The sequence below is a fragment of the Acidovorax sp. NN32 genome (genome assembly GCF_057597245.1).
Genome location: NZ_CP199679.1, coordinates 464,830 through 489,106, shown reverse-complemented (window position 1 = coordinate 489,106; position 24,277 = coordinate 464,830). Strand labels below are relative to the sequence as shown.

At 61.5% G+C, this 24,277-nt stretch carries 17 protein-coding genes and 5 tRNA genes; 4 read left to right on the top strand and 18 right to left on the bottom strand.

Annotated features, from left to right (window positions below):
• Nucleotides 1-59 precede the first annotated feature (59 nt).
• From rpoC to ACT89O_RS02260, 15 genes are all read right to left on the bottom strand, one after another.
• The gene (rpoC, locus tag ACT89O_RS02330) at nucleotides 60-4,295 is read right to left on the bottom strand and encodes a DNA-directed RNA polymerase subunit beta' (RefSeq protein ID WP_487261692.1); all 4,236 of its coding nucleotides are present in this window, start codon (nucleotides 4,293-4,295) and stop codon (nucleotides 60-62) included.
• A 21-nt stretch (nucleotides 4,296-4,316) separates the two neighbouring features.
• Nucleotides 4,317-8,429, bottom strand: a complete 4,113-nt coding sequence (gene rpoB, locus ACT89O_RS02325; protein WP_055398512.1) for a DNA-directed RNA polymerase subunit beta — start codon at nucleotides 8,427-8,429, stop codon at nucleotides 4,317-4,319.
• A 267-nt stretch (nucleotides 8,430-8,696) separates the two neighbouring features.
• Nucleotides 8,697-9,074: a 50S ribosomal protein L7/L12 gene (rplL, locus tag ACT89O_RS02320; protein ID WP_008907085.1), complete on the bottom strand. Its 378-nt coding sequence runs from the start codon at nucleotides 9,072-9,074 to the stop codon at nucleotides 8,697-8,699.
• A 40-nt stretch (nucleotides 9,075-9,114) separates the two neighbouring features.
• A complete protein-coding gene (gene rplJ / locus ACT89O_RS02315; protein WP_055398511.1) occupies nucleotides 9,115-9,639 on the bottom strand; it encodes a 50S ribosomal protein L10 in 525 nt (174 codons plus the stop codon).
• A gap of 233 nt (nucleotides 9,640-9,872) precedes the next feature.
• Nucleotides 9,873-10,568: a 50S ribosomal protein L1 gene (gene rplA, locus ACT89O_RS02310; protein WP_055398510.1), complete on the bottom strand. Its 696-nt coding sequence runs from the start codon at nucleotides 10,566-10,568 to the stop codon at nucleotides 9,873-9,875.
• The gene (gene rplK, locus ACT89O_RS02305; protein WP_010467238.1) at nucleotides 10,569-11,000 is read right to left on the bottom strand and encodes a 50S ribosomal protein L11; all 432 of its coding nucleotides are present in this window, start codon (nucleotides 10,998-11,000) and stop codon (nucleotides 10,569-10,571) included.
• Nucleotides 11,001-11,163: 163 nt separating this feature from the next.
• Nucleotides 11,164-11,760 carry a transcription termination/antitermination protein NusG gene (gene nusG, locus ACT89O_RS02300; RefSeq protein ID WP_082437456.1) on the bottom strand — a complete coding sequence of 199 codons (597 nt, stop codon included), beginning with the start codon at nucleotides 11,758-11,760 and terminating at the stop codon, nucleotides 11,164-11,166.
• Nucleotides 11,757-12,143: a preprotein translocase subunit SecE gene (gene secE / locus ACT89O_RS02295; RefSeq protein WP_121422025.1), complete on the bottom strand. Its 387-nt coding sequence runs from the start codon at nucleotides 12,141-12,143 to the stop codon at nucleotides 11,757-11,759. Before secE ends, nusG begins: the two co-directional genes overlap by 4 nt.
• 91 nt (nucleotides 12,144-12,234) lie before the next feature.
• A tRNA-Trp gene (locus ACT89O_RS02290) sits at nucleotides 12,235-12,310 on the bottom strand.
• A 14-nt stretch (nucleotides 12,311-12,324) separates the two neighbouring features.
• Nucleotides 12,325-13,515, bottom strand: a complete 1,191-nt coding sequence (tuf, locus tag ACT89O_RS02285) for an elongation factor Tu (protein ID WP_056642984.1) — start codon at nucleotides 13,513-13,515, stop codon at nucleotides 12,325-12,327.
• A gap of 74 nt (nucleotides 13,516-13,589) precedes the next feature.
• A tRNA-Thr gene (locus tag ACT89O_RS02280) sits at nucleotides 13,590-13,664 on the bottom strand.
• 61 nt (nucleotides 13,665-13,725) lie between these two features.
• A tRNA-Gly gene (locus ACT89O_RS02275) sits at nucleotides 13,726-13,799 on the bottom strand.
• 74 nt (nucleotides 13,800-13,873) lie between these two features.
• Nucleotides 13,874-13,959, bottom strand: a tRNA-Tyr gene (locus ACT89O_RS02270).
• A gap of 103 nt (nucleotides 13,960-14,062) precedes the next feature.
• Nucleotides 14,063-14,138 (bottom strand) — tRNA-Arg (locus ACT89O_RS02265).
• Nucleotides 14,139-14,236: 98 nt separating this feature from the next.
• Nucleotides 14,237-14,896, bottom strand: a complete 660-nt coding sequence (locus ACT89O_RS02260) for a TetR family transcriptional regulator (RefSeq protein ID WP_121507808.1) — start codon at nucleotides 14,894-14,896, stop codon at nucleotides 14,237-14,239.
• A 192-nt stretch (nucleotides 14,897-15,088) separates the two neighbouring features.
• Between ACT89O_RS02260 and ACT89O_RS02255 the strand changes: the two genes are divergently transcribed.
• The 4 genes from ACT89O_RS02255 (at nucleotide 15,089) to ACT89O_RS02240 (ending at nucleotide 21,962) form a co-directional block, all read left to right on the top strand.
• Nucleotides 15,089-16,348 (top strand): efflux RND transporter periplasmic adaptor subunit, encoded by a 1,260-nt coding sequence (locus tag ACT89O_RS02255; RefSeq protein ID WP_121422023.1) that lies wholly within the window; start codon nucleotides 15,089-15,091, stop codon nucleotides 16,346-16,348.
• A 13-nt stretch (nucleotides 16,349-16,361) separates the two neighbouring features.
• Nucleotides 16,362-19,517 (top strand): efflux RND transporter permease subunit, encoded by a 3,156-nt coding sequence (locus ACT89O_RS02250; RefSeq protein WP_487261691.1) that lies wholly within the window; start codon nucleotides 16,362-16,364, stop codon nucleotides 19,515-19,517.
• Complete coding sequence (locus ACT89O_RS02245; protein WP_487261690.1) at nucleotides 19,510-20,925, top strand: efflux transporter outer membrane subunit; 1,416 nt, start codon at nucleotides 19,510-19,512, stop codon at nucleotides 20,923-20,925. Before ACT89O_RS02250 ends, ACT89O_RS02245 begins: the two co-directional genes overlap by 8 nt.
• A 170-nt stretch (nucleotides 20,926-21,095) precedes the next feature.
• Nucleotides 21,096-21,962 (top strand): c-type cytochrome, encoded by an 867-nt coding sequence (locus ACT89O_RS02240; protein WP_487261689.1) that lies wholly within the window; start codon nucleotides 21,096-21,098, stop codon nucleotides 21,960-21,962.
• Nucleotides 21,963-22,052: 90 nt separating this feature from the next.
• Here the strand turns inward: ACT89O_RS02240 and ACT89O_RS02235 are convergent, their stop codons facing one another.
• From ACT89O_RS02235 to ACT89O_RS02225, 3 genes are all read right to left on the bottom strand, one after another.
• Nucleotides 22,053-22,625, bottom strand: a complete 573-nt coding sequence (locus ACT89O_RS02235) for a DUF2946 family protein (RefSeq protein ID WP_487261688.1) — start codon at nucleotides 22,623-22,625, stop codon at nucleotides 22,053-22,055.
• A complete protein-coding gene (locus ACT89O_RS02230; RefSeq protein ID WP_487261687.1) occupies nucleotides 22,618-23,640 on the bottom strand; it encodes a YheT family hydrolase in 1,023 nt (340 codons plus the stop codon). The genes ACT89O_RS02235 and ACT89O_RS02230 overlap by 8 nt, the downstream gene beginning before the upstream one ends.
• A gap of 64 nt (nucleotides 23,641-23,704) precedes the next feature.
• Complete coding sequence (locus tag ACT89O_RS02225) at nucleotides 23,705-24,154, bottom strand: YybH family protein (protein ID WP_055401297.1); 450 nt, start codon at nucleotides 24,152-24,154, stop codon at nucleotides 23,705-23,707.
• Between the last annotated feature and the right edge of the window lie 123 nt (nucleotides 24,155-24,277).

Genomic DNA, 24,277 nt, shown 5'->3' with positions numbered 1-24,277 from the left:
AAAAAAGCTCCCGGCCTGCCAGGGACAGGACGGGAGCTTTTCAGAGGCGGCCCGAAGGCTTAGTCAGCGGCTGCGTCGGTCGCGGTGGAGGTGCTGCCCTCGACTTCCGTTGCTTCACCCTGGGCTTCCATCTCGGCGGCTTCGGCTTCAGCAATGGCGCGGCGCTCGGCGTCGTCCATAGCGTCCTTGGCCTTGCGTGCCTGGTGGTAGGCCATGCCGGTACCGGCCGGGATCAGGCGACCCACGATCACGTTTTCCTTCAGGCCACGCAGCTCGTCGCGCTTGCCCATGATGGCAGCCTCGGTGAGCACGCGGGTCGTTTCCTGGAAGGAAGCGGCCGAGATGAACGAGTCCGTCGACAGCGAAGCCTTGGTGATACCCAGCAGCAGGTTGCTGTAGGTCGCGGGGATCTTGCCTTCGGCCTGCAACGCATCGTTGGTGTTGAGGATCTCGGAACGCTCGATCTGTTCACCGGCGATGTAGTTGGACTCGCCAACGTTCTCGACCACGACGCGGCGCAGCATCTGGCGAACGATCACCTCGATGTGCTTGTCGTTGATCTTCACACCCTGCAAGCGGTACACATCCTGCACTTCATCAACGATGTAGCGCGACAGCTCTTCGATACCCAGCAAACGCAGGATGTCTTGTGGGTCGGCCGGGCCGTCCACAATCGATTCGCCCTTGTTCACCACCTGGCCTTCGTGCACCAGGATGTTCTTTTCCTTGGGCACGAGTTCTTCGAACACATGGCCTTCAGGATCAGTGATCTGCAAGCGGACCTTGCCCTTGGTTTCCTTGCCGAACGACACGGTACCGGTCATCTCGGCCAGCGTTCCCTTGTCCTTAGGCGTACGGGCTTCGAACAGCTCGGCCACGCGGGGCAGACCGCCGGTAATGTCGCGGGTCTTCTGGCCTTCGACCGGAATACGCGCCAGCACTTCGCCGGGGCCCACGTCCTGGCCGTCGCGCACCTGAATCAGAGCGCCCACCTGGAAGCCGATGGTCACCGAGTGGTCGGTGCCAGGGATCTTCACTTCGTTGCCCTGGGCATCGATCAGCTTCACCTGCGGGCGAACGACCTTGGCAGCGCCACGGCGCTTCGGATCGATCACCACCAGCGTGGACAGGCCGGTCACTTCATCGACCTGCTTGGCCACCGTGAGACCTTCTTCGACATTCTCGAACTTGGTCTGACCGGCGAACTCGGTGATGATGGGGCGCGTCAGCGGATCCCAGTTGGCGAGGATGGTGCCAGCCTTGATGGTCTGGTCGGCCTTGACCGTCAGCGTTGCACCGTAAGGCACCTTGTGGCGTTCGCGCTCGCGGCCATGCTCGTCGTGGATGATGATTTCACCCGAACGCGCAATCACCACCAGCTCACCCTTGGTGTTGCTCACGTAGCGCATCGTGGCGTTGAAGCCGATCACGCCGTTGGACTTGGCTTCCACGCTCGATGCGATGGCAGCGCGCGATGCGGCACCACCGATGTGGAACGTGCGCATGGTCAGCTGCGTGCCGGGTTCACCGATGGACTGGGCAGCAATCACACCCACGGCTTCGCCGAGGTTGATCAGGCCGCCACGGCCCAAGTCGCGGCCGTAGCACTTGGCGCACAGGCCGTAGCGGGTTTCGCAGGTCAGTGCCGTGCGAACCTTCACTTCGTCCACGCCAGCCGCTTCGAGTTCTTCGATGAGGTCTTCGTCGAGCATGACACCCGCTGGGACCAGCACCGAGCGGTTCTCGGGGTGCAGCACGTCTTCAGCCGCCGTGCGGCCCAGGATACGGTCGCGCAGCGATTCGATCACTTCACCGCCTTCGACGATGGCGCGCATCAGCGAACCATTGGAAGTGCCGCAATCCTCTTCGGTCACCACCAGATCCTGCGTCACGTCCACCAGACGGCGGGTCAGGTAACCCGAGTTGGCGGTCTTCAGCGCCGTGTCGGCCAGACCCTTACGGGCACCGTGGGTGGAGATGAAGTACTCCAGCACGTTCAGACCTTCGCGGAAGTTCGCGGTGATAGGCGTTTCGATGATCGAGCCGTCTGGCTTGGCCATCAGACCCCGCATACCGGCCACCTGACGAATCTGGGCTGCAGAACCGCGAGCGCCAGAGTCGGCCATCATGTAGATGGAGTTGAAGGACTCCTGGTCCACTTCCTTGCCGTGGCGGTCCATGACCTTCTGCTTGGACAGCTGGGCCATCATCACCTTGGACACTTCGTCGCCGGCCTTGCCCCAGATGTCCACCACCTTGTTGTAGCGCTCGCCAGAGGTGACCAGACCGGACACATACTGCTGTTCGATCTCCTTCACTTCCTTCTCGGAACGCTCGATGATGCCGGCCTTTTGTGGCGGCACCAGCATGTCATCAATGGCGATCGAGATGCCGGCGCGCGTAGCCAGACGGAAGCCGTTTTGCAGCAGCTTGTCGGCAAACACGACCGTTTCCTTCAGACCGCACTTGCGGAAGGACACGTTGATCAGGCGCGAGATTTCCTTCTTCTTGAGCGCCTTGTTCATGTTGGAGAACGGCAAGCCCTTGGGCAGAATCTCGGACAGCAGCGCACGGCCGGCCGTGGTTTCCACGAGCGAGGTGGACGGAACGAATTCGCCCGTTTCCTTGTTCTTGGTCCACTCGGTCATGCGCACCGTGATCTTGGCGGCCAGTTCGACCTCGCCAGCGTCCAGAGCACGTTGCACTTCCCCGGTATCGGCAAACACCAGGCCTTCGCCCTTGCCGTTGATGCGATCGCGGGTGGCGTAGTACAAGCCCAGCACCACGTCCTGCGAAGGAACGATGGAGGGTTCGCCCGACGCAGGGAACAGCACGTTGTTAGAGGCCAGCATCAGCGTGCGGGCTTCCATCTGCGCTTCCACCGACAGCGGGACGTGGACAGCCATCTGGTCACCGTCGAAGTCGGCGTTGAAGGCCGCGCAAACGAGGGGGTGCAGCTGAATGGCCTTGCCTTCGATCAGGATGGGCTCAAAGGCCTGGATACCCAAACGGTGCAGCGTAGGCGCACGGTTCAGCATCACGGGGTGCTCTTTGATCACCTCTTCCAGGATGTCCCACACCACGGGGGTGCCGGATTCGACTTCCTTCTTGGCGGCCTTGATCGTCGTCGCGATGCCCATGGCTTCGAGGCGCGAGAAGATGAAAGGCTTGAACAGTTCCAGCGCCATCAGCTTGGGCAGGCCGCACTGGTGCAGCTTGAGCGTTGGGCCCACGGTAATCACGGAACGACCGGAGTAGTCCACGCGCTTGCCCAGCAAGTTCTGGCGGAAGCGACCCGACTTGCCCTTGATCATGTCGGCCAGCGACTTCAGAGCACGCTTGTTGGCGCCCGTCATGGCCTTGCCACGGCGGCCGTTGTCCAGCAGCGAGTCAACCGCTTCCTGCAGCATCCGCTTTTCGTTGCGGGCGATGATTTCAGGGGCCTTCAGCTCCAGCAGGCGGCGCAGACGCGAGTTGCGGTTGATGACGCGGCGATACAGGTCGTTCAGGTCGGAGGTCGCAAAGCGGCCGCCGTCCAGCGGCACCAGCGGACGCAGGTCCGGTGGCAGCACGGGCAGCACTTCGAGCACCATCCACTCGGGCTTGATGCCCGACTTCTTGAACGCTTCGAGCACCTTCAGGCGCTTGGCGTTCTTCTTGACCTTGACTTCAGAGCCGGTGAGGTCGCCACGCAGGCGCTCAATCGACATGTCGATGTCGATGGATTCCAGCAGGTCCTTGATACCCTCAGCGCCCATCTTGGCGATGAATTCGTCGCCGTATTCCTTGCGCTTGGCGTCGTAGTCGTCCTCGGACATGATGCTGAACTTCTTCAGCGGCGTCATGCCGGGGTCGGTCACCACATAGGCTTCAAAGTACAGCACGCGCTCAATGTCGCGCAGCGTCATGTCCAGCACCAGGCCCAGACGCGATGGCAGCGACTTCAGGAACCAGATGTGGGCGCAGGGCGCGGCCAGGTCGATGTGGCCCATGCGCTCGCGGCGCACCTTGGTCTGCGTGACTTCAACGCCGCACTTCTCGCAGATCACACCACGGTGCTTGAGGCGCTTGTACTTGCCGCACAGGCATTCGTAGTCCTTGATGGGACCAAAAATCTTGGCGCAGAACAGGCCGTCGCGCTCGGGCTTGAACGTGCGGTAGTTGATGGTTTCGGGCTTCTTCACTTCGCCAAAAGACCACGAACGGATCTTTTCGGGAGAAGCCATGCCGATGCGGATGGCATCGAAATGCTCGTCCGGCGTGAATTGCTTGAACAGGTCGAGTAGCGATTTCATAGTGACTCTTTCCTTTTCTGCTTAGGAGCGTTCCAGCTCGATGTCCAGGCCCAGCGAACGGATTTCCTTGACCAGCACGTTGAACGATTCCGGCATGCCGGCTTCGATGGCGTGTTCGCCCTTGACAATGGATTCGTACACCTTGGTACGGCCCACCACGTCGTCGGACTTCACGGTCAGCATTTCCTGCAGGACGTAGGCGGCGCCGTAAGCTTCCAGCGCCCACACTTCCATTTCCCCGAAACGCTGGCCACCAAACTGCGCCTTACCACCCAGCGGCTGCTGCGTGACGAGCGAGTAAGGACCGGTCGAGCGGGCGTGCATCTTGTCGTCCACCAAATGGTGCAGCTTCAGGTAGTGCATGTAACCAATGGTGGTGGGACGCTCGAAGCGCTCGCCCGTACGGCCATCGAACAGGTACGCCTGCGTGCGGGTGGGCGTGAGGCCCTTGCGCTCTGCTATGTCGTCTGGGTAGGCGATCTTGAGCATGTCCTTGATTTCTTCTTCCGAAGCACCATCGAACACGGGCGTCGCATAAGGCACACCGTTGGTCAGGTTGGCAGCCATGGCCATCACGTCGTCATCGCTGAGCAGCGACAGGTCTTCCGTGCGGCCGCGCGAGTTGTACACCTCTTCGAGGAACTTGCGCATGTCGGCGGCCTTGGCCTGTTCCTGCAGCATGTTGCCGATGCGTTGGCCAATGCCCTTGCCGGCCCAGCCCAGGTGGACTTCCAGCACCTGACCAATGTTCATCCGCGAGGGCACGCCCAGCGGGTTCAGAACGATATCGGCAGGTGTGCCGTCGGCCATGTAAGGCATGTCTTCGACCGGAACGATCTTGGAGACCACACCCTTGTTACCGTGGCGGCCGGCCATCTTGTCACCTGGCTGCAGACGGCGCTTGACGGCCAAGTACACCTTGACCATCTTCAGCACGCCAGCTGGCAACTCGTCGCCTTGCGTGAGCTTCTTGCGCTTTTCTTCAAAAGCCAGGTCGAAGCTGTGGCGCGTCTGCTCCAGCGCGTTCTTGATGGACTCAAGTTGCGTAGCTACTTCGTCTTCAGCCGGGCGGATGTCGAACCAGTGGAACTTCTCGACGGACGACAGGTAGGCCTTGTCGATCTTCGTGCCCTTGGCCAACTTCTGCGGGCCGCCGTTGGCCACACGGCCGTTCAGCAGCTTTTCGATACGGTCGAAGGCGTCAGCCTCCACGATGCGCAGCTGGTCGTTCAGGTCCAGGCGGAAGCGCTTGAGTTCATCGTCGATGATCTGCTGGGCGCGCTTGTCGCGCTGGATGCCTTCGCGGGTGAAGACCTGCACGTCGATCACGGTGCCCGACGAGCCCTGGTCCACGCGCAGCGAGGTATCCTTCACGTCGGAAGCCTTCTCGCCGAAGATGGCGCGCAGCAGCTTCTCTTCAGGCGTGAGCGTCGTTTCGCCCTTGGGCGTGACCTTGCCGACCAGCGTATCGCCGGGTTGCACTTCGGCGCCCACGTAGATGATGCCGGACTCGTCCAGGCGGTTCAGTTGCTGCTCCGACAGGTTCGGAATGTCGCGCGTGATTTCTTCGGCGCCCAGCTTCGTGTCGCGCGCCATGACCACGAGTTCCTCGATGTGGATCGAGGTATAGCGGTCTTCGGCCACCACGCGTTCGGAGATCAGGATCGAGTCTTCGAAGTTGTAGCCGTTCCAAGGCATGAACGCGATCAGCATGTTCTGGCCGATGGCGATTTCGCCGAAGTCCGTCGATGCGCCGTCGGCGATCACGTCACCCTTGACCAGCATGTCGCCCTTCTTGACGATGGGGCGCTGGTGGATATTGGTGTTCTGGTTGGAACGCTGGTACTTGATGAGGTTGTAGATGTCCACACCCACTTCACCGGCCACGGCTTCGGCATCGTTGACGCGGATCACGATACGGGTCGCATCCACATAGTCCACCACACCGCCACGGGTCGCCGTCACGACGGTGCCCGAGTCCACGGCAGCCACGCGCTCGATGCCCGTGCCCACCAGCGGCTTTTCAGGACGCAGCACTGGCACGGCCTGGCGCGACATGTTGGCGCCCATCAGCGCGCGGTTCGCATCATCGTGTTCCAGGAAGGGCACCAGCGAAGCCGCGACCGACACGATCTGCGCGGGCGACACGTCCATGTACTGCACGCGGTCTGCACCACACAGAATGGATTCACCCTTCTCACGGGCAGACACCAGATCACCCGTCAAACGGCCATCCTTGTCGAGCACTGCATTCGCCTGCGCGATCACGTACTTGCCTTCTTCGATGGCGGAGAGATAGTCGATCTCGTTCGTGACCTTGCCATCGACCACGCGACGGTAAGGGGTTTCGATGAAACCGTACTCGTTCAGCCGAGCGTACAGAGCCAGCGAGTTGATCAGGCCGATGTTAGGGCCTTCAGGCGTTTCGATAGGGCAGACGCGGCCGTAATGGGTTACGTGCACGTCGCGCACTTCGAAGCCTGCGCGTTCGCGGGTCAGACCACCCGGGCCCAGGGCGGAAACACGGCGCTTGTGCGTGATTTCGGCGAGCGGATTGGTCTGGTCCATGAACTGCGACAGCTGCGACGCGCCGAAGAATTCCTTCAGGGCAGCCGAGATCGGCTTGCTGTTGATCAGGTCGTGGGGCATCAGCGGCTCTTGCTCGGCCTGGCCCAGACGTTCCTTCACCGCCTTTTCGATACGTGCCAGGCCCGTGCGGTACTGGTTTTCGGCCAGTTCGCCCACGCAACGCACGCGGCGGTTGCCCAGGTGATCGATGTCATCGACTTCGCCGTTGCCGTTGCGCAGGTCCACCAGAATCTTGACCACAGCCAGGATGTCTTCGTTGGACAGCACCATGGGGCCAGTGGATTCGTCGCGGCCAATCTTGGCGTTGAACTTCATGCGGCCCACACGCGACAGGTCGTACGTGTCGGGGTTGTAGAACAGGCGCTGGAACAGGGCCTGCACGGCGTCTTCCGTAGGCGGCTCGCCGGGGCGCATCATGCGGTAGATGGCCACGCGTGCAGCAAATTCGTCCACCGTTTCGTCGATGCGCAGGGTCTGCGACATGTACGCCCCCTGGTCGAGTTCATTGGTGTAGATGCACTGTACGTCTTGCACACCAGCGCTGCGCAGCTTCTTGAGCAGCGCTTCGGTCAGCTCGTCATTGGCCTTGGCGATGATCTCACCAGTGTCCGCATCCACAATGTTGCGGGCCACGACACGACCTATCAGGAAGTCTTCGGGCACGCTAATGTGCGTGGTACCAGACTGTTCCAGTTCGCGGGTGTGGCGGGCCGTCACGCGCTTGTCCTTGGCCACTACGACCTTGCCGGACTTGTCGGTGATGTCAAAACGGGCCACTTCACCACGCAGACGCTCGGACACAAATTCCATTTGTGCACCGCTGTCCATCAAGCGGAAGTTATCGTTGACGAAGAAGTTCGCCAGGATAGATTCTGGATTCAGGCCGATGGCCTTGAGCAGGATCGTGACCGGCATCTTGCGGCGACGGTCCACGCGGAAGTACAGGATGTCCTTGGGGTCGAACTCGAAGTCGAGCCAAGAGCCACGGTAAGGAATGATGCGTGCAGAGAACAGCAGCTTGCCCGAGCTGTGGGTCTTGCCCTTGTCATGCTCGAAAAACACACCCGGCGAACGGTGCAGCTGCGACACGATCACACGCTCGGTGCCGTTGATGATGAACGAGCCCTTGTCGGTCATCAGGGGCACTTCACCCATGTAGACCTCTTGCTCCTTCACTTCCTTGACCACCTTGGACTGCGACGTCGAGGACTCGCGGTCATAGATGATCAGTTGCACCTTGGCGCGCACAGCCGAGGCGAAAGTCAGACCACGGGTCTGGCACTCGCGCACATCAAAAGCCGGCTTGGCCAGGTTGTATTCAATGAACTTCATCTCCACAAAACCGTTGTGGGAGACGATAGGAAAGGCAGCGTCGAATGCAGCCTGAAGGCCTTCGATGGTTCTTTTCTGGGGTGCTTTATCAGCCTGCAAGAAAGCGGTGTAGGCGTCCTTCTGCATCTGCAGCAGATAAGGAACTTCGAGCACGCTATCGCGGGTGCCGAAACTTTTGCGAATTCGCTTGCGTTCGGTGTAGGAATAGGCCATGAGATCTCCGGGCAAAGACATGAGTCCTGGGTCTTCGACGACTGACCCGCAAGGAGCGCTGTCCTTACGGGCTTGGCGGTTGGCCACTACCAACCATGGCGGACGGTGATGCGTTGCACATCACCCGAACCAAGGCGTCTTCTGCTGTCGGGGTTGTCAGAAGACACTCGAAAACCAGCGTTTGCACGGCGGCTTTCGGGTGCGCTCTGAAAGCACCAAAGGCTGGAGGCCCTTTGAGGAGCACTCCAGCCCTTGAGCAAGACCGAATTACTTGAGTTCGGCCTTGGCGCCGGCTTCCACCAGCTTCTTGACGGCTGCTTCGGCGTCGGCCTTGGCAATGCCTTCCTTGACGTTCTTGGGAGCGCCGTCCACCAGGTCCTTGGCTTCCTTGAGGCCCAGGCCGGTGATTTCGCGCACTGCCTTGATGACGGACACCTTGTTAGCGCCAGCTTCGGTCAGCACCACGTTGAATTCCGTCTTTTCTTCAGCAGCAGCAGCGCCAGCGCCACCACCAGCGGCAGCAGGAGCAGCCATGGCTGCAGCGCTCACGCCAAACTTCTCTTCAATGGCCTTCACCAGGTCATTGAGTTCCAGAACCGTCATGCTGTCCAGCGCGGTCAAAAATGCGTCTTTATCGAATGCCATTTTGATTTCCTAACAATTGTGTTGGTTGTCTGCCGGGCTATCAAGCCGCAACAGGTTCGGCGGCCGGTGCGGCTGCGCCTTCGCCTTTTTTCGCCGCCAGTGCGCCCAGCACAACGGCCGTACGCGACATGGGGGACATAAGCAAGCCACAAATCTGAGCCAGCAGAACTTCCTTGGAAGGAATGTTGGCCAGTTGCTTAACGCCGTTCACGTCCAGGGCCTTACCACCGAAAGCGCCACCGCGAATCACCAGCTTGTCGTTGGTTTTCGCAAAGTCAGCCACCACTTTCGCGGCAGCCACGGCGTCTTCGGAGAAGCCATAGATCAGAGGACCGGTCATCTGGTCAGCCACCACGTCAAACGCGCTGCCAGCCACAGCACGGCGGGCCAAAGTGTTCTTCAGAACACTCAGGTTCACGCCCTTGCTGCGAGCTTCCACACGCAGTTTGGTCATGTCGGCGACCGTGATGCCACGGTATTCCGCGATCACAAGCGTTTGAGCTTTAGCGGCGAGGCTGGTCACTTCACTGATGACCGCTTCTTTCTCACTGCGATTAAGACTCAAGGTCTACTCCTTAAATTGTGCATTCAGGCTTGCGCCCTCGTACACGCTCTTGTTGCAGCGACCAACTGTTTCGGAATGAATTCCATCTGCAGCGGGATCGCCATCTGCGTTGGCCCCGGAGGGATTAAGTGCAAGGCTGCACACCAACGGTCTTGGATGGCCTGGAGATGGTTGTTAGACCACCCCAGCCCACCACATCAGGCCCTTGCAGGCCCGAAGATTTTTTACCGCAATTACGCTGCGATGGATTGCGTATCCACGCGGACGCCAACGCCCATCGTGGAGGACACTGCGACCTTGCGCAGGTACAGACCCTTGCTCGAAGCAGGCTTGGCCTTGTTCAGAGCGTCGATCAGTGCAGCCAGGTTACCTTGCAGCTTTTCATTGTCGAACGAGCGGCGGCCAATAGTGCTGTGCACGATACCGGCCTTGTCCACACGGAACTGCACCTGACCAGCCTTGGCGTTCTTCACAGCCGTAGCCACGTCGGGAGTAACCGTGCCCACCTTGGGGTTTGGCATCAGGCCACGTGGGCCAAGGATCTGACCCAGGGTACCCACAACGCGCATGGCGTCAGGAGCAGCGATCACCACGTCGAAGGGCATGTCACCAGCCTTCACCATGGCAGCCAGGTCATCCATGCCAACGATGTCAGCGCCAGCAGCCTTGGCTTCTTCCGCCTTGGCACCTTGCGCGAAGACGGCCACACGGGTCGTCTTGCCAGTACCGTTGGGCAACACTACAGCGCCACGCACCACCTGGTCGGACTTCTTGGCATCAATGCCCAGTTGAACAGCCACGTCGATGGATTCATCGAACTTAGCAGTAGCAGCTTCCTTCACCAGAACCACGGCATCTGCAAAGGCGTACAGCTTGGTGCTGTCAACCTTACCCTGCAGGGCCTTTTGCTTTTTTGTCAACTTGGCCATTTACAAACCCTCCACCGTCACGCCCATCGAGCGAGCGGAACCAGCCAGCGTACGGACAGCAGCGTCAACATTCGCAGCATTCATGTCCTTCATCTTGGTCTTGGCGATTTCTTCGAGCTGTTCGCGCGTGATCTTGCCAACCTTGGTCTTCAGCGGATTGGAAGAACCCTTTTCGAGCTTGATAGCCTTCTTGATCAGAGTCGTCGCAGGCGGCGTCTTGATGATGAAGGTAAAGCTCTTGTCCGCGAACGCCGTGATGACCACGGGCAGTGGCAGACCTGGCTCCACACCTTGGGTCTGCGCATTGAATGCCTTGCAGAACTCCATGATGTTGAGACCACGCTGACCCAGTGCTGGGCCGATGGGTGGGGATGGATTGGCCTTACCAGCTGGAACTTGCAGCTTGATAAAACCGACGATTTTTTTCGCCATGTTTTACTCCTTACGGGTCATAACGCTGTTGTCGCACCACGCAACAACTGGCTCCCCGGGGTTAACGACTCGCTATCACGATGTTCGCACCGAGTCGAAAAGTGCGGCATCCAACTGCTTACCCTGGCCTTGCCAGGGAGAACTTAGGTGTTATCCGAAAGACCTATGTCTTTTCGACCTGCCCAAACTCCAGCTCGACGGGCGTGGAGCGACCAAAAATCATCACGGAGACCCGCACGCGGCTCTTTTCGTAATTGACCTCTTCAACCGAACCATTGAAGTCGGTGAAGGGACCTTCCTTGACACGTACAAGTTCGCCGACCATGAATTCGATCTTGTGGCGAGGCTTGTCTGTGCCTTCCTGCATCTGACTGACGATTTTCTGGACTTCCTCTTCAGAAATCGGCGCAGGGCGATTTTTCGCCCCCCCTACAAACCCCGTCACCTTGTTGGTGTGCTTCACCAGATGCCAAGTGTCATCGTCCATCACCATCTCGACGAACACATAGCCAGGAAACAAGCGACGCTCTGTCGTCTTGCGCTGGCCGTTCTTCATTTCGACCACTTCCTCGGTCGGCACAAGAATGCGACCAAACTTGTCCTGCATACCCGAGCGACCAATCCGCTCCTGAATATTGCGCTCCACAGCCTTTTCCATGCCCGAGTAGGCATGAACAATGTACCAACGCAGATCGGGATTTGCCGAAGCAGAAGCGCCTGCAGGAGCTTCTGCTCCAGTGATTTCCGCAGCGGTTGTCATGACTTTCTCCAGCCCAAAATCAAGTCGTACAAGACCCATTCCAGCGTCTTGTCAGTGAACCACAGGAAAAGGGCCATGATCACCACAAAGGCGAATACGTAGGCCGTCATCTGCAGGGTTTCCTTGCGGGTGGGCCAAACGACCTTCTTCACCTCGCGCCAAGCGTCTTTGGCAAAGGCAACGAACTGGCGACCGGACTCCGACACCAAGAACACGCCAGCAGCAGCAGCCAACCCAACAATTAGCGCAGCCCACTGCACCACAGCGCCTTGTTTTCCCAACAAATAGAAGCCTGCAACCGAAGCGATGACCAGAGCCACCACCGCAGCGAGCTTGGCCTTGTCTGCGCCTGTATTGACTGTTTCAACCTGTGAAGTGGCCATCTTTGAGTATTTCCTGCTTCCGATGCACGGCATCACTTAAGACACCGAAGCCCGCCAGGGTCTGGCGGGCTTGTTTTGGGCCACATTCAAGTGGCAGGGGCAGTAGGAATCGAACCTACAACCTTCGGTTTTGGAGACCGACGCTCTGCCAATTGAGCTATACCCCTGTATACCTTGCTAATTAAGCAATGATCTTGGCCACGACGCCAGCGCCCACGGTACGGCCGCCTTCGCGGATAGCGAAGCGCAGACCTTCTTCCATGGCGATGGGGTTGATCAGCTTCACAGTGATCGACACGTTGTCACCAGGCATGACCATTTCCTTATCGGCTGGCAGCTCGATGGCGCCGGTCACGTCGGTCGTGCGGAAGTAGAACTGAGGGCGGTAGTTGTTGAAGAAGGGCGTGTGACGGCCGCCTTCGTCCTTGCTCAGAACATACACTTCAGCGGTGAAGTGGGTGTGGGGCTTGATCGAGCCGGGCTTGCACAGCACTTGGCCGCGCTCCACATCTTCGCGCTTGGTGCCGCGCAGCAGCAGGCCGACGTTGTCGCCAGCTTGACCTTGGTCCAGCAGCTTGCGGAACATTTCCACGCCGGTGCAGATGGTCTTTTGCGTGTCGCGGATACCGACGATTTCGATTTCTTCGCCGACCTTGATGATGCCGCGCTCAACGCGACCGGTCACCACGGTGCCACGGCCGGAGATGGAGAACACGTCTTCCACGGGCATCAGGAAGGCACCGTCCACAGCGCGCTCTGGCGTGGGGATGTAGGTGTCCAGCGCTTCAGCCAGCTTCATGATGGCTTCTTCACCCAGCTTGCCCTTGTCGCCTTCCAGGGCGAGCTTGGCAGAACCACGGATGATGGGGGTGTCGTCGCCCGGGAAGTCGTACTTGTCCAGGAGTTCGCGCACTTCCATTTCGACGAGTTCGAGCAGTTCTTCGTCGTCCACCATGTCGCACTTGTTCAGGAACACGATGATGTAAGGCACGCCCACTTGGCGAGCCAGCAGGATGTGCTCGCGGGTCTGGGGCATGGGGCCGTCAGCAGCCGAGCACACCAGGATAGCGCCGTCCATCTGGGCTGCGCCGGTGATCATGTTCTTCACATAGTCGGCGTGGCCAGGGCAGTCCACGTGGGCGTAGTGGCGGTTGGCCGTTTCGTATTCCACGTGGGCGGTGTTGATCGTGATACCGCGGGCCTTTTCTTCGGGCGCTGCATCGATCTGGTCGTATGCCTTGGCTTCGCCGCCGAACTTGGCAGACAGCACGGTAGCGATGGCCGCCGTCAGCGTCGTCTTGCCATGGTCCACGTGGCCGATTGTGCCCACGTTGACGTGAGGCTTGGTGCGCTCGAACTTACCTTTTGCCATTTTTCCGACTCCGAAAAAAATCTATACCAATACAACTGGATCTCGGCGCAACCAGAATCGGACGCACCTGAAAGTGGTGCCCATGGCGGGAATCGGACCCGCGACCTCTCCCTTACCAAGGGAGTGCTCTACCACTGAGCCACATGGGCAACTTGACACCGCTCGCGCGACATCAAAATCTCTAACTCAACAAACCAGCACAACAAGCAATGGAGCGGGAGACGGGAATCGAACCCGCGTCATTAGCTTGGAAGGCTAGGGTTCTACCATTGAACTACTCCCGCATCGACCAACAGTCTCTGCGCGCCCAGCCCCGCAAACAACGAGACCAAGCACCAACCTCATCACTTCTATTCACTGGTGGAGGGGACTGGATTCGAACCAGTGTAGGCGTAAGCCAACAGATTTACAGTCTGCCCCCTTTAGCCACTCGGGCACCCCTCCGGAGAATTTCGAATTATAGCACCAGTTTTTGCAGTCCAGAGAAATTCATAGGGCCAAGCCACCACGCCAAGTTCATGACAGGAGGCAAAGCTATACAAATCCATGGTGCGGCTGGCGGGGATCGAACCCACGACCCTTGGCTTCGGAGGCCAATACTCTATCCACTGAGCTACAGCCGCACGACCGAAATGGCACAGCTTCGCATTATCGCACGCCACCACACGTCGAAGGAATCAATCACAACCGACTCCCGTACGACGACGAAATGGATGGCACATCAGGAAGGAAGACTACAAACCTCGGCACCCGAGGACACCGGCAGCGAGAGCCCCAGCCCCAACAAAAAGGCATCGGTACAGGCACCACCAACACCCACAAGATCAAAACCACCCTCGCTCAGGATCCAGTTTCGAATCAAGCCATCGAACAGGGCATGCAAACCAATCGCCGCCTCGATCGGAGCCATCGGCAAGACAACCCCCTGGTGCTGCGCCCCCAACGCGAAATCACGCGCCAGCTGCTGTGTAAAACCCTCCGACGCAGCCACATGGCGGTCACGCACCCCCACAAGCTCACTCACATACTCTACTTTGTAGAGCGCGATCTCAAAAACCCTGCGCGTTCGCTCATCAGAGGCAACGCCGCGCAGCACGAGCGCCATCACCGCGCGCAATCGCTGCACAGGGTCTGGACAGGTGCTGCTCTCAAACTCCCCGTAGCCTTGCTCCAGCGGAAGTGTCACCCGATCCATCATGGCATTGAAAAGATCCACCTTGTCCTTGAAGTGCCAGTAGATCGCTCCCCGCGTAGCCCCCGCAGCCTGCGCAATATCACTCAGCGAAGCGCGTGAGACCCCCTTCTCTCGAAAAACCTGCTCCGCCGCATCAATCAAGCCGTTGCGCGTGGCAACCGCATCTTCCTTGGTTCGACGCGCCATTGGTATTTGTCTCCTCGTTCTACACACTACGTACCCACACGATCCACAAAGGCATCGGCTGTCACAATTATACATTCATGTCTGTATGTATAATCGCGCACTTATTTTGTCGGGCTCTGGCCTGGTCGGGCCCTCGACAAGCGGCCCATCCCCTACAACCCGATTCCTTGACGCCCATCAAAAAGGACTCCCATGCTGCGTGATGCATCTGCAACTCCCTCCTTTAGCGCCTTTCCCACCCGCAGGGCTGTCTCTCTGGTTGCCTTGACAGCAACAACACTGTTTCTCGCCTCTTGTGGCAAGACGGATGGCCAAGCACCCGCTGGAGGGCCGCAAATGCCACCTGTTGAGGTGGGTGTGGTGACGGCAACGCCTGGCGATGTCGGCTTGATCACCGAATTGCCAGGCCGTGTGGAGGCCTCGCGGGTTGCACAAGTACGTGCTCGCGCCGCAGGCATCCTGCAGCAGCGCCTTTTCAAGGAAGGCAGTGATGTGAAGGCAGGACAGTCGCTGTTCCGCATTGACCCCGCCCCCTACGCCGCCGCATCGGAAAGCGCGCGCGCTGGCCTGGCCAAGGCCCAGGCCAACCTCGCACAGGCCAGTGCTCAAGTGGAACGCTACCGCCCGCTGGTGAGTGCCAACGCCATCAGCAAACAGGATTTTGTGAATGCCGAAGCTGCCGAAAAGCAGGCACAGGCAGATGTGGCCACTGCCCGGGCTGCGGTACGCACGGCAGACATCAACCTGGGTTATGCCAGTGTGACCTCGCCCATCTCGGGCCGTATCGGCCGGGCTCTGGTTACCGAAGGTGCGCTCGTGGGACAAGGCGAAGCAACGCCCCTGGCGGTGGTGCAGCAGATCGACCCCGTGTACGTGAACTTCACCCAATCGGCGGGCGACGTCTTTCAGTTGCGACGGGCCATGGAAAGTGGACAGTTCAAGCGTGCAGGCAGCGCAGAGGCCGCCAGTGTCAAACTCGTGATGGGCGATGGTTCGGAGTACGCCCAGACAGGAAAGCTGCTGTTCACCGACCTGTCGGTGGACGCCACCACGGGCCAGGTCACGCTGCGCGCCGAGGTGCCCAACCCCAAGGGCGAGCTGTTGCCCGGCCTGTACCTGCGCGTGCGCATTGAGCAAGCCCAGGCCAGCAATGCCATCACCCTGCCTCAGCAGGCTGTCACGCGCACCCAGCAGGGCGACACCGTGAGCGTGGTGGGCGAAGACGGCAAGGTGTCCCAGCGCACCATCAAGGTCAGCGCCGCACAAAACAACCGGTGGGTGGTTCTTGAGGGGCTGAAGGCCGGAGAAAAGATCATGGTGGACGGTTTCCAGAAGCTGCAGATGCTGCCTCCCGGCACGCCCGTAAAACCCGTCCCGTGGCAAGCTCCGGGCGCGCCTTCGGCACAGGCCGCCACACCTGCTGCATCGGCCGCTTCGGCATCGAAGCCATAAGGGGCATTCCAGCATGGCCAAGTTCTTTATCGACCGCCCCATCTTTGCATGGGTGATTGCCTTGTTCATCATGGTGATGGGCGGGGTGGCGATCACGCAGTTGCCGATCGCCCAGTATCCCCCTGTCGCGCCGCCGTCCATCGTCATCAACGCGGCCTACCCTGGCGCCTCTGCGCAAACCCTCGAAGACAGCGTGCTGTCGGTGATTGAACGCGAGATGAACGGCTCACCCGGGCTGATCTACATGGAGTCCGTCGCGCAGGCTGATGGCTCGGGCAGCATCACCCTGAGCTTCCAGCCCGGCACCAACGCCGACCTGGCTCAGGTCGATGTGCAGAACCGGCTCTCGCGAGCCACGCCACGCCTGCCCTCGGCCGTGACCCAGCAAGGCGTGCGCGTGGACAAGTCGCGCTCCAACTTCCTGCTGTTCACCATGCTCTCGTCCACCAATCCGGCCACGGACACGGTGGCGCTGGGCGACTACGCATCGCGCAACGTGGTGCCCGAACTGCAGCGCCTGAAAGGCATTGGCCAAGCCCAGCTGTTCGGTACCGAGCGTGCCATGCGCATCTGGATCGACCCGGCCAAGATGGTGAGCTTCAACCTCTCGGCGGGCGAGATCACAGCCGCCATCCGTGCGCAGAACGCGCAGGTAGCCAGCGGCACCATCGGCGACCTGCCCAATGTGGCGGGCCAGGGCATCGCGGCCACCGTGGTGGTCAACGGACAGCTCTCCAGCGTGGAGCAGTTCGGCAACATCGTGCTGCGCGCCAACACCGATGGCTCCACGGTCCGCATCAAGGACGTGGCGCGTGTCGAGCTGGGCGGACAGGCCTACGCCACGGCTGCACGCCTGAACGGCAAACCCGCTGTAGGCATCGGCGTCCAACTGTCTCCCAGCGGCAATGCCCTCGAAGCCGCCAAGGCCGTGCGCACCAAGATGGATGAGCTTTCGCACTACTTCCCCGAAGGCATGAGCTGGAGCATCCCCTACGACAGCTCGCGCTTCGTGGACATCTCCATCACCCAGGTGGCCAAGACACTGCTGGAAGCCGTGGCGCTGGTGTTCCTGGTGATGTTCCTGTTCCTGCAGAACTGGCGCTACACCATCATCCCGACCATCGTGGTCCCCATCGCACTGCTGGGTACGTTCGCCACACTGCTGGCGCTGGGTTTCTCGATCAATGTGCTGACCATGTTCGGCATGGTGCTGGTCATCGGCATCGTGGTGGACGATGCCATCGTGGTGGTGGAGAACGTCGAGCGCATCATGAGCGAGGAGGGTCTTTCGCCACTGGAGGCCACCCGCAAGGCCATGCGCCAGATCTCGGGCGCCATCATCGGCGTGACCGTGGTGCTGATCTCGGTGTTCGTACCTTTGGCCTTTTTTGCCGGGTCCACCGGCAACATCTACCGCCAGTTCTCGGCGGTGATGGTGGCATCCATCGCTTTCTCGGCCTTCATGGCGCTGTCGCTCACACCGGCACTGTGCGCGACGCTGCTCAAGCCCGTAGAAGCCGGCCACCACCATGAAAAACGCGGCTTTTTCGGCTGGTTCAACCGCAGCTTCTCACGCACGGCCAAGGGGTACGAAGGCTTTGTTGCGCGCATGCTCAAGCGGGCCGCGCGCTACCTCGTCATTTACGCCGCCATCATCGGCGCCGTGACCGTGGTGTACATGCGCTTGCCCACCTCGTTCCTGCCCAGCGAAGACCAGGGCAACATCATCGTCAATGTGCAACTGCCCCCCGGTGCGACACAGGAACGCACGCTGGCCGTGATGCAACAGGTTGAGGAATTCATCCTCAAGCAGCCCGAAGTTCAAAGCATGGTGGGTGTGCTGGGTTTCAGCTTTTCCGGCCAGGGCCAGAATGCGGCCCTCGCCTTTGTGACCCTGAAGGACTGGAGCGAGCGCCACGGCCCGGGTCAGTCTGCGCAAGACGTGGCCAACCGCGCTTTTGGCGGGCTGATGGGCATCCGCGACGCGTTCATCTTCCCGCTGAGCCCTCCCCCCATTCCTGAACTGGGCAACGCCAGCGGCTTCACATTCCGCCTGCAGGACCGAGGAGGCGCCGGGCACGAGGCATTGGTGAAGGCACGCAATCAGCTGCTGGGCATGGCCTCGCAAAGCAAGGTGCTGACCCAAGTGCGCCCGGATGGACTGGAAGACGCACCCCAGCTGCAGATCGATATCGACCGCGACAAGGCCAATGCGCTGGGTGTGCCGTTTGATGCGATCAACTCGGCACTGTCCACGGCACTGGGTTCGAGCTATGTGAACGACTTCCCGAACCAGGGCCGCCTGCAGCGTGTGGTGGTGCAAGCCGATGCGCCTGCACGCATGCAGCCGGACGATCTGCTGAAGATCAACGCCGCCAACAGCCAGGGCAAACCTGTGCCACTTTCCGCATTTGCCACAACGCGCTGGGTCAACGGCGCACAGCAGACGGTGCGCTACAACGGTTATCCCGCCATGCGCATCTCGGGCGCACCGGCCCCTGGTTTTAACACGGGCGCAGCGATGGCAGAGATGGAAAAACTCGCCGGCCAGTTGCCTGCAGGCTTCGGCTTCGAATGGACTGGCCAGTCGCGCGAGGAAAAGCTGGCGGGCTCCCAGTCGCTGATCCTCTACAGCTTTGCCATCCTGGCCGTGTTCTTGTGCCTGGCCGCGTTGTATGAGAGCTGGTCGATTCCGCTGGCCGTGATTCTCGTGGTGCCGCTGGGGGTGCTGGGTGTGCTGCTGGCCACCCTGCTGCGCGGCTATGCCAATGACGTGTACTTCCAGGTGGGGCTTATCACCATCATCGGGCTGTCAGCCAAGAACGCGATTTTGATCATCGAATTTGCGAAGGACCTGCAAGCCCAGGGCAAGAGCGTGATCGAGTCGGCACTGGCGGCGGCCCACCTGCGGTTCCGCCCCATCGTTATGACGTCGATGGCCTTTGGCCTCGGGGTGTTGCCACTGGCCATTGCGTCGGGGGCCGGCTCGGCCAGCCAGCGCGCCATCGGCACCGGCGTACTGGGCGGGATGATCACCGGCACGGTGCTGGCCGTGTTCTTCGTGCCCGTGTTCTTCGTAGTGGTGCGCAGTCTGTTCAAGGGCAGCGCGCGCCAGCAGGAGATGAACCGCCGCCACGCAGAAGAAGCAGGAGTTGGAACCCATGACTAATCACCCCCGCACTACCGCCATCGCCCTGGCAACGGCCCTGCTTCTGGCCGGCTGCTCGTTCATACCCACGTACGAGCGCCCTGCAGCGCCAGTGCCGGCCACCTATGCCACCACGGACGCGGCAGCCCCAGGCACTGCAACTGCCGCGCCCTGGCAAGATTATTTTGCCGAGCCCCGGCTGCGCCAGCTCATCGAGGTGGCCCTGGCCAACAACCGCGACCTGCGCGTGGCCGTGCTCAACATCGAGCAGGCCCGCGCCACATTCCAGGTGCGCAGGGCCGACCAGTACCCCGGCGTGGGCCTGGCCGCCAACGCGAGCCGCGCGCCCGCCGCAGGGTCCGGCGATCTGACCAACTCGTTCAGCGTGGGCCTGGCCGTTTCGGCCTGGGAGATCGACTTCTTTGGCCGCATTGCAAGCCTCAAGGAACAGGCCCTTGCCCAGTACCTCGCCACCGAAGAAGGCCGCAACGCCGCACAGGTCAGCCTCGTGGCTGCCGTAGCCAACGGCTGGTTGAATCTGCTGGCCGATGAAGAACTGCTGGACCTGTCGCGCCAGACCCTCGCCTCGCGCGAGGAGTCCATCCGATTGACCAAGATGCGCCTCGATGCAGGCGTGGCCTCGGAGCTGGACTTTCGCCAGGCCGAGTCACTGACCCAGGCGGCGCGGGCCACGCTGGCCCAGCAGCAGCGCCAACGCGCGCTCGACGAAAACGCCCTGGCGTTGCTGTTGGGACAAGCCCTGCCCGATGACATTCGTGCCAGCCTTACAGGCAGCAGACTGGCAGCCGCCCCCGCCATGGCACAGCTGCCGGCGGGGCTCCCATCCGAACTACTGACCCGCCGCCCCGACATCCGCCAGGCGGAGCAGCAGCTGATTGCTGCCAATGCCAACATTGGCGCCGCCAGGGCCGCGTTCTTCCCGCGCATCTCGCTCACAGCGCAGGCAGGCACCGCCAGCGGCGAGCTGTCGGGCCTGTTCAAGAGCGGCTCGTGGGGGTTCACGATTGCACCCTCCCTGCTGCTGCCCATCTTTGATGCAGGGCGCAACCAGGCCAACCTGGAAAGCGCCCAAGCGGGCCGCAGCATCGCCGTCGCGCAATACGAAAAAGCCATCCAGACGGCCTTTCGCGAAGTGTCGGACGCGCTGGCCGGCCAGGCCACACTGGGCGAGCAGGCGCAGGCGCAACAGTTGCAAGCGCAGGCCGAGGCCTCCCGGCTGCAACTGTCTGATCTGCGCTACCGCAATGGCGTGTCGAGTTACCTGGACCTGCTGGACGCCCAGCGCTCGCTGTTCACGGCGCAACAGGCTGTGGTGCAGGTGAAACTTGCCCAATTGCAAAACCAGGTGGCTCTGTACAAGGCCCTGGGCGGCGGTGCACCCGAGGCGACAGCAGGCAACCCCTCCTGACGCAGGCGGCGGCAAGCTTGGCGCAGCCCCCATGGTTTTCGGGCGCGTGCCAGGCTCAGGCTGTGTGGGGTGAGATACAGGGCGCGCGCGGGCCTGACCCGAAGGCAACAGCCCCGCAGATATAATTTAAGGTTGATTTCATCAAAGCCCCCGATACACCAGAGGACGTCATGAGCGACAACCACCACGAAGAAGCCCATACCGGCCCGATCAAGAACCCCAAGCAGTTGCTGGTCGCGGTACTTTTCTCGTTTGTGATTCCGATCTTTGCCATCATTGGCTTGGTCCTGTACGTCACGTCGGCAGACAAGCCTGCCGCTGGTGCCGTCAATCCTGAGAAAGCCATTGCCGAGCGCATCCAGAAGGTGGGCATGGTCGAGATCCGTGACGCCAACCGCCCTCTCCGGGCCGGCGAAGAGGTGTACAAGGGTCAGTGCGCCGCCTGCCATGCAACCGGCGCCGCTGGTGCTCCCAAATTTGCCGACGCTGGCGCCTGGACGGCCCGCATCGCGACCGGCTTTGAAACGCTGGTGCAATCCGCCCTGAAGGGCAAGGGTGCGATGGCACCGCAAGGTGGCGGCGACTTCAACGACACCGAAATCGCACGGGCCGTGGCCTACATGGCCAATGCTGCCGGTGCCAAATTTGCCGAGCCTGCAGCACCCGCAGCGGCTGGTGCTGCTCCGGCAGCCGCAGAAGCCGCTCCCGCCGTCCCCGCCACGCCGGTGGCAGCAGCAGCCCCCGCCACAGAAGCCGCGCCAGCCGCTGCCGCGCCGGTGGCAGCGGCCGCCGCCGCGGGCGCAGGCGAAGCCCTGTACAAGCAGGCCTGCCAGGTGTGCCATGCTGCAGGCGTAGCCGGTGCTCCCAAGTTTGGTGACAAGGCCGCCTGGTCGGCCCGCCTGCCTGCCGGCATCGATGCACTGTACAACAGCGTGGCCAAGGGCAAGGGCGCAATGCCTCCCCGTGGCGGTGCAGCCCAGGCGTCAGACGCCGACCTGCGCGCAGCGGTCGAGTTCATGGCTGCCGCCGCCAAGTAAGCCTTCCCCTTGCGGCATGTGCGGTGCACCCTTGGGGCATTGCATGCAGGCATAAAAAAAGCCGGTTCAGTGGACCGGCTTTTTTGCTTTTCAGGATTGCTTTGTATCCACCATGCGCGGTGACCCAGGGGTTTCGCGGGCACCCCACTGGCCCTGCGGGCTCATGACAAAGCCGTAGCGATCAGGCAACTCTTCCGCCAGCACTTCCTGCGGCAGCCAGCGCCCTGCTTCCACGGCTTCGGCCACCAGAGGCACGTCCAGCGTATGCACCAGGCCCACGCCCAGCGCCGACGTCAGGTAGACATGGCCCTGCGCGTCCACCAGGCAGTCCTGCGCCGCCGCGCCACGGCCCGTGTGGGACACCACCGAAAAATCGGACTGTATGCGCCAGATCCAGGGCGTAGCCTCCAGCTCCACATACACCCGCTGGGGCCCGTTCTGAAAGAACCATCGCCCCTGCCCATCGGCTTCGTAATTGCGCGCGATGAATTCGATGAGCTTTTCATGCTGCAGCAAGGACCCCTTGCTGCGTGGAAACGGCCCTGCTGCCTGGGCCTGATCATCGCGCAGGTACCAATGGCCACGCGCGTCCAGGCCCAGCCAGCCATAGCAGTCGGGCACGTTGGGCCACTTGGCCAGCGCCTGTTTGACGATGTCATCCATGCGGCGATTGTGCGCCCGCCCGCGTCCCAGCCCCTGCGTGTTCCGCCAACCACCCGCCCACCGCGTCGGGCATGGCACGCACGTGCCCCGGCAGACGGCCATGGGCAAACCCGACGTGGCCGCCGTGTGGAGGCTGCCAGAGCGTGACGAACCCATTGCGCACCTCGTGCGGCAGCGGAAGGCTGGCGGCCGGGACAAACGGATCGTTGCGCGCATTCACCACCAGGGCCGGAACGCGGATGTGGTGCAGCAGCGGCTTGGCCGACGCCCGCTGCCAGTAGTCCTCGGTGTTGCGAAAGCCATGCAGCGGCGCGGTGAACACGTTGTCAAACGCATACAGGTCGCGCGCCGCCATCAGTGCCTGGCGATCGAACAACCCGGGGTGCTGCGCGAGTTTGCGCAGCGCCTTGGGCACCAGGGTGCGCATGAACATGCGTGTGTAGACCTGTCGGTTGAAGCCACGCCCGATGGCGTGCCCCCCTGCGGCCAGATCGACGGGCGAGCACACGGCCGCCACGGCATCGGCGCTGCGCGCGGCGTCTTGGCCCACCTCGGCCGCCCAGCGCAAGAGCGCATTGCCGCCCAACGAGACCCCCACGGCCACCAAGGGGCCCTGGTGCGAGGCGCGCAGGCGCTGCAGCATCCAGCCAATCTCGGCATGGTCGCCCGAGTGGTAGGCGCGGGGTGCAAGGTTGATCTCGCCACTGCAACCCCGGAAATGGGGCAAGGCGCAGGCCCAACCGCGCTCGCGCGCCCAGTCGGCAAAGGCCTCACAGTAATGGCTGCGCGACGAGCCTTCCAGGCCATGGAAGACCACCAACAGCGGCCGGAGTGCCGCAGGCGCCGTGGCCCCCTCCTCCAGCAGAAAATCCACGTCTACAAAGTCACCGTCCGGCGTGTCCCAGCGCTCTCGGCGGTACACGGGGCGGGGGCCGAACACGCGGCGCGAATACAGGGCTGGCCAGATGGTCTGGAGCTGTCCACCGGGCAACCATCGAGGTGCTACATATTTCATAGCTATTTGCGCTTTTCTATCAAGCGCCAGACCCTAAAAAGGCTTGGATTCAAGGCCCCACCACTCAGTGCAGCACGGGCCGCTGGGCGTCCACCACCTGCGCATCGGGCGCGACGCCGGGGCTCGCGTGGTGGGCCACCAGGCGCCAGCCTTCCGGGGTCTTGTGATAGACATTGGTGGCCAGCACCACGGCCTGGTGCAGGCCGTCGGGCAGCATCACCTCGACCTGCTCGACCACGCTGTGCACAGCGCTTGTCAGCGCCACCACACGGTGCACCTGCAACGGCCGCGCCCGCACCGTGCCATGCGAAAACATCGCCTCGAACGCCGTGCGAATCGCCCCAGCACCCAGCAGCCGGGGCCCGCCGGGATGCACGCAGATGATGTCGTCGTCTTCTGCCCAGCAGGACATCAAAAGCTCGATGTCGCCCCGCTGCAAAGCCTCATAGAACGCGGCTTCGGTTTCGTCCGAGGAACCTCCGAGGGTGGCGGCGCTGGCGCGAGAACGGGGCATGGTGGTTGGTGAGGCGTCTGGGATGGAAGGTGGCGCGGCGGCCACGCGGCCCGCCATGTGCGGGTTGCTATTGTGCGGCCATCTCCCAAAGCCTTGTGGCCCGCCCGGAAAGTGGCACCAGGT